Source organism: Oleiphilus sp. HI0061 (assembly GCF_001635675.1).
In genome coordinates, this window is sequence record NZ_LWFE01001304.1 from 1 (window position 1) to 6,133 (window position 6,133).

The 6,133-nt window shown below is 45.5% G+C and carries 7 protein-coding genes; 4 read left to right on the forward strand and 3 right to left on the reverse strand.

Going from position 1 to position 6,133, the window contains the following annotated elements; translation table 11 throughout:
• Positions 1–342, reverse strand: a 342-nt coding sequence (ectA, locus tag A3735_RS29150) for a diaminobutyrate acetyltransferase (RefSeq protein WP_082885950.1), incomplete at its 3' end; no start/stop codon positions are given.
• 217 nt (positions 343–559) lie between these two features.
• On the opposite strand from ectA, the gene A3735_RS20640 reads away from it, so the two are divergent.
• Entirely contained in the window at positions 560–955 is a 396-nt protein-coding gene (locus A3735_RS20640; protein WP_068514448.1) for a chemotaxis protein CheW, read from the forward strand.
• A gap of 42 nt (positions 956–997) precedes the next feature.
• Positions 998–1,510 (forward strand): MarR family winged helix-turn-helix transcriptional regulator, encoded by a 513-nt coding sequence (locus A3735_RS20645; RefSeq protein WP_068512375.1) that lies wholly within the window; start codon positions 998–1,000, stop codon positions 1,508–1,510.
• Between the two features lie 85 nt (positions 1,511–1,595).
• Here A3735_RS20645 and A3735_RS20650 read toward each other — a convergent pair whose 3' ends face one another.
• The gene (locus tag A3735_RS20650; RefSeq protein WP_068554205.1) at positions 1,596–2,717 is read right to left on the reverse strand and encodes a DUF3530 family protein; all 1,122 of its coding nucleotides are present in this window, start codon (positions 2,715–2,717) and stop codon (positions 1,596–1,598) included.
• A gap of 137 nt (positions 2,718–2,854) precedes the next feature.
• On the opposite strand from A3735_RS20650, the gene rpe reads away from it, so the two are divergent.
• A complete protein-coding gene (gene rpe, locus A3735_RS20655; RefSeq protein WP_068513466.1) occupies positions 2,855–3,526 on the forward strand; it encodes a ribulose-phosphate 3-epimerase in 672 nt (223 codons plus the stop codon).
• Between the two features lie 54 nt (positions 3,527–3,580).
• Here the strand turns inward: rpe and A3735_RS20660 are convergent, their stop codons facing one another.
• Positions 3,581–4,297 carry a PEP-CTERM sorting domain-containing protein gene (locus A3735_RS20660; RefSeq protein WP_068514453.1) on the reverse strand — a complete coding sequence of 239 codons (717 nt, stop codon included), beginning with the start codon at positions 4,295–4,297 and terminating at the stop codon, positions 3,581–3,583.
• A 441-nt stretch (positions 4,298–4,738) separates the two neighbouring features.
• Between A3735_RS20660 and trpE the strand changes: the two genes are divergently transcribed.
• Positions 4,739–6,133, forward strand: a 1,395-nt coding sequence (trpE, locus tag A3735_RS20665; RefSeq protein ID WP_068638549.1) for an anthranilate synthase component I, incomplete at its 3' end; no start/stop codon positions are given.

Below are 6,133 nucleotides of genomic sequence, written 5' to 3' on the forward strand. Positions count from 1 at the left end.
GTCAGCTGTAATGGTCGTTTCCAAGTGAGTGACCTGAGCGCATTCTTGCCGCGTCACAATATCTTTGAGCATTCGCTTAGCAAGACCTTGACCGCGAGCACGCTCATCAACGGCGACCTGCCAAATAAATAAAGTGTCTTGCCGGTCGGGAATGACATAGCCGGATATAAAGCCAAGTGTCTTGTCATCGTCTATCGCTATCACTGAGGTGCTAGCGAAATGACTGCACTGCAGCAAGTTGCAGTACGCTGAGTTAGTGTCCAGAGGTGGGCATCGGTCTATGAGCGCAAATACTGATCGGCCATCAGTATCTAGCGGTCTTCTAAGTGTGGTTTGATTCATAATTTATTATTTTAGATGTCTAAACATTTATTTTTAGACATCTATGTATAACTTGCCTGTATTTATGCTACTTTTTACTAGCTGTTACAATTTTATGCGCCTTAAAGCCTTATATTTTCACTAATATGAGCGATTTAATGCAAAAAGTATTTTGAGATCTAAATATAGTACACTAAATATAATAATACTAAAACCTGCGAAAGAATTTGGAAGGAATATGCCAGCTGATTCAGCCATACAATATGTAAGCTTCTCTCTTGCTGAAGAAACGTATGCATATGAGGTTAAGCTGGTCAGAGAGATAATTACCTATCGAGAACCAACCCCTGTTCCTGGGTCAAACCCCGAAATAGCAGGCATCTTAAATGTTCGCGGTGAAATCGTTCCGGTACTTTCTGCTGAGAAACATATACAGGTAAGCACTGCAGAAGCCCATCAAAGAATTCTCATTCTAGACTCAAGCCGTGGCGCCGCTGGAATAGCCGTCGAGCACGTGGGCGAAATCTTTCTAGTTGAGCCAAGCAAAATCAATATCGAAGCAGATTCCTCAAAAAATGTTGTAGGAACAGTCTTGCATAGGGATAATCTAGTTATCTTATTAGAGGGGCTTTGAGAGACCTCTGCTACTTAATACCAAGTTTATGAGGACTGTCCATTGGATCATATCGAAGAAGTTTTGGTTTCCCTTCGTCGCGTTATTCGGGCGACAGACCTCCACTCCAAACATTTAGCCAAAACAACCGGGCTAACAGCACCACAGATTCTCTTGCTGCAAACGATAAGAAATAAGGGCGAAGTGAGCATTGGTGAACTGGCACATGACATGAGCTTGAGCCAAGCTACCGTCACAACCATTCTTGACCGCTTGGAAAAGCGCGAATTTGTCTATCGAGAAAGGTCCAAGGAAGATAAGCGTAAGGTCCACGCCTACTTAACCGATGCGGGCTTAGAAGTTTTAAAGGATGCCCCCACCCCTCTCCAGGACCAATTTGCCAAACAATTTAATGACCTTCAGGAGTGGGAGCAAACGATGATTATTTCAAGTCTGCAACGCGTTGCCCAAATGATGGATGCACAGCATATTGATGCGTCTCCTGTCTTGGATGTCGGCGTGCTCGATAGGCAGGACATGGCTGGAAACTCGCCTGATGCCTATGAAGGAAAGTGATCACCTAAACGCATGTTTGGCTATGTCATGCCCTGCATTGTAATCTGTAGCGTCTATGAACTTACCGTCCAGCTACTTCGCCGACTTAACGGGAACGATTACCTACAATCATACCCGGTGCATATTTCTCAAGCCAATAACGAATTCGTCGAACCAAATTTTTCTGTGGCCCTTCAGATAAATTAAACGCATAGTCCACTTGCATATAGTTAATTGCGCCAGCCACGTTTGCCGATGCCAAGCGCGCTTTGACAGAACTTTCATCTTCCACCGAATTAACCATCTCCAAGACGGGTGGCTGGAAGTTTTGCCCTAAATGCTCTGCCAGATCGACTTGTAAAGGTTCATCAAACTCAGGGTCAACCAGTACCAGAGCAAAGCCTTTATTACTAAATGTCCCCTGCTTTTGCTTGAGATACTCAAAGGCAATGTTGGCTGAAGCGCGATAGGCTAACAAAACAATATTCTGATAGCCTTGCTGCTGTAAGTACGAAATACCAGCGTTCACGTGCGCAAGCGCTTTGTCTTGGTAGGGAATTGCTTTTAGCTGCTTTTCTTTATCGGCAAGGTCTATATCAACAGGTTTATCTGGATCAGAACTGTCTTCGGTAACTGCATCGTCTTTGTCTGCCGCTTGCTCACTTTTTTCCGCCTCACCATCTGACTTATCTTTTCCACTATCCTCGTTTTTGGCTGTCTTGTTGTTTAATGCTTCTGCCAAAGCAGGGCTTAGTTCAAGCTCATCAAATTTCTTTACTGGTAAAGCTCGCTCTGGGACTTTGTCTATGGAAGCGCCTGGTAATGAGAGCGCCAAGGTATACCAACCCGCCTCTGGAAGCCCACTGCGTACAGGCCTTATTACTTGAGGCCAGTCCGCATGCTGGCCGATACCAGGAACCAATAAAACAGCACCATGTTGTTGCGGCTTTTGAGAAGGTCTTTGTAAAGCCAGAACCTGAACACTTCCAGCAGAAGAACCACCTTCAGGTATGGGGTACTCAACATCCAGCCAAACTACTTCTTTTTGCCTCAATTCCGATATCAGGGCTTGCTGAGTCACCTTATCTAGATCTATATGTCCAACTCTAAGCGCCTCACTCTTGGTTTCACTTTCTTCTTTGCCTTCAGAGGCGTCAGGTGCATCTTCCGCCAGCACCATGCTAGAACTGAATATAAGAGTAACAAGAGCAAGGCAAAACCATTTCATATAAAAACTCATCTTAGTGACACTCGGAGGCACAAACCTATCATCAATAGGCTTAACACTTTACTTATCGGCAACTAAACTATTCGCACCAGCGCTTCTACGTTAGAATAGCGCAAATTATTAATTCCGAGGAAACCATGAGCCAATTTTTGATCGCCCCCTCTATTCTTTCTGCCGACTTTGCACGCCTAGGTGAAGAAGTCGAGAATGTTCTCGAAGCCGGTGCTGATATCGTTCACTTCGATGTGATGGATAATCATTATGTCCCTAACCTGACAATTGGCCCAATGGTTTGTGAGGCGCTTCGAAAGCACGGCGTGACAGCTCCAATTGATGCTCACCTAATGGTGAAGCCAGTCGATGATATGATCAAAAGCTTTATCGATGCTGGTGCGACCTATATCACCTTTCATCCAGAGGCTTCTGAGCATATTGATCGCTCATTACAACTCATCAAAGATGGTGGCTGCAAGGCGGGCTTAGTTTTTAACCCGGCTACCCCCTTACACTACCTTGACCATACCCTTGACCAGCTCGATATGGTTTTGCTCATGTCCGTTAACCCCGGATTTGGCGGCCAAAAGTTTATTCCTGGTACACTCGATAAACTTCGACAAGCACGCAAGTTGATTAATGATTCAGGTAAAGATATCCGATTGGAAATTGACGGTGGCGTCAATATCAACAATATAGCCGAGATAGCACAAGCTGGTGCCGACACTTTTGTTGCCGGCTCAGCCATATTCAATACCGATGACTATCAGGCAACCATCGCAGCAATGAGAGCCAAGTTAGCTGGCATTTCCTAGCCCAAACGTCATCCAAGGCGCTCAGCTTGTTGCAAAACCGAGCGCCTACTTCCCCTAACTTCGCATTTTAGCGCCCCGGCGTATTTGACCAAGTAAGAGTAACCCCAAGCCCAGCAGGCTTAAGCTGGCAGGTTCTGGTACCGATACCACATCAGGGTTTGAACCCGGCTCAGTGAATGTCGGAATATCTGGTACGACAGGACCAGAAACAATAGGCGCCTGATAAAGTTGATCGGTATTAAAAGCCCCTTGGGAAGCTTGCCCCAAGACCCAAGCAAACGCTTCAGAGCTTTCTCCTGTGCCACTTAACTGTATTGAGCTACCCAAAGCCGTAGACGGTGACTCTACAACGCCAACATCGATACTTGTGGCGCCCAAAGCTGAACCATTTGTTGCGACAAGGGAGCCTTCGTAGCTAATAAACTGTACTAAGTCGCCCAGATTATTTACCAAGGCAATACCATCATTGCCACCATTTTGCAGACCACCAGAGCCGGTAAAGGCTAACACACCATAGCCTGCCTGCTGATCGGAAAAACTACCAGATAAGTCCCATGACATATAACGTCGGCCATTATTGCCATTATAAAACTCGAGTTGCCAACCAAGTAAGTCTGTACCACTTAAGCCTGCTATTTCAACAAACTCATTTTGATCAGCCCCCTGATTATCATAGTGAAACTCATTGATATAAACAGGTAAAGCTTGAAGTGATGAGGAAGCCAATAACACAGATAGCGCCATCGTTGGGCGCTTAAGAAAGTTCTTCATTTTTAAGTCCTTTTAAAAAGTATAGAAATAGATTCTGCAAACATCCTGTTCGCATTGAGCTAAGGATTCCTAGCCCTCAATTAATATACCTGTCTTAGCAAAAAAATGTAGTCTTTTTTAGCTTAAGCAGCTGCCTTGGCTAAAATTGCTATATTTAAAGCTATGAGAGTCTCAAATAGCGAGCTAGCATGCACCCTGAGCTATTGATTCACTCACAGGCCTGAGGTAATCTGTAGGCCGTTTTATACCTATTAATTGATTAGAGTAGAGAGACTGTTCAGTGTCTACATCCGTTCATAATTTCGCAGCCCTTCGTGCGCTGCTTCCCTGCCGCTGGCGAAGCTAGCTAATTGAGCACGCGCTCGTTCAATATTTGCAGCTCCTGCGCTGTATACCGCTTCGTTTTAATTAATAGATTATGAATTTAGTTAGGAACACCCTATGACACCTGAGCATTTTTCACAACTAGCGGCTCAAGGCTACAATCGCATTCCTGTCACGCGTGAAGTCTTGGCTGACCTCGATACGCCCTTAAGTACTTATCTTAAACTCGCTAACGGCACCTATTCTTATTTACTAGAGTCTGTTCATGGTGGCGAGAAATGGGGCCGATACTCCATCATCGGTTTGCCTTGTACGCAAGTACTTAGAATTTCTGGCTCCACAGCCACACTCGAGCAAGATGGCGAAATCATCGAGCGACACGAGTGCAGTGACCCTTTAGCTTTTGTTGAGGAATTCCAAACGCGTTTCAAGGTGCCCGAAATAGAAGGCTTACCACGCTTCAATGGCGGTTTGGTTGGCTACTTTGGTTATGACACCGTTCGATACATTGAACCAAAGCTTGCTGACAGCTGTCCTGAAGATCCTTTGGGTACACCTGATATCTTGCTTATGGTGTCTGACCAGCTGGTTGTATTCGATAACCTAAGTGGCAAGTTGATACTTATTCATCATGCAGACCCTGCCACTGAAGATGCTTATCAAATAGCTCAGTCGGTACTGGATTTATTGGTTCATCGTTTACGGAATAATACCTGCGCGGAGCCGGCTCAAGAAGCCACACAAACTGACATAAAAGAAAGCGACTTTATATCTGGATTTTCTGAAGACAAGTTTAAAGACGCTGTCGATACCATTAAGGAATACGTACTCTCTGGTGACGTGATGCAAACGGTGATTTCACAGCGCATGTCGATTCCGTTTACTGCTGAGCCTTTGAATCTGTATCGCTCCTTACGCTGTTTGAATCCTTCTCCCTATATGTACTTTTTGAACTTGGGCGAGTTTCATATTGTCGGCTCATCACCTGAAATACTTGCGCGCGTAGAAGAGGGTGAAGTTACTGTTCGGCCGATTGCTGGTACTCGCAAGCGCGGCATGAATGAAGAAGAAGACTTAGCCTTAGAGAAAGACCTACTCGCAGATCCTAAAGAATGCGCCGAGCATTTGATGCTAATCGATTTAGGACGAAATGATGCTGGCCGCGTTAGTGAAATTGGCAGTGTAGAGCTCACCGATAAAATGGTGATAGAGCGCTACTCTCATGTTATGCACATTGTCTCGAACGTGACCGGCAAGCTAAAACCCGATACCAGTCCGATTGATGTATTACGCGCGACTTTCCCTGCCGGTACTCTAAGTGGTGCCCCGAAAATTCGTGCGATGGAAATCATCGATGAGCTTGAGCCGGTTAAGCGGGGCGTTTATGGCGGCGCTGTTGGTTACCTCTCATGGAATGGCAATATGGACACGGCGATTGCCATTCGCACCGCGGTCATAAAAGACCAGGTATTGCATATTCAAGCCGGTGCGGGAGTCGTTGCAGACTCGGTA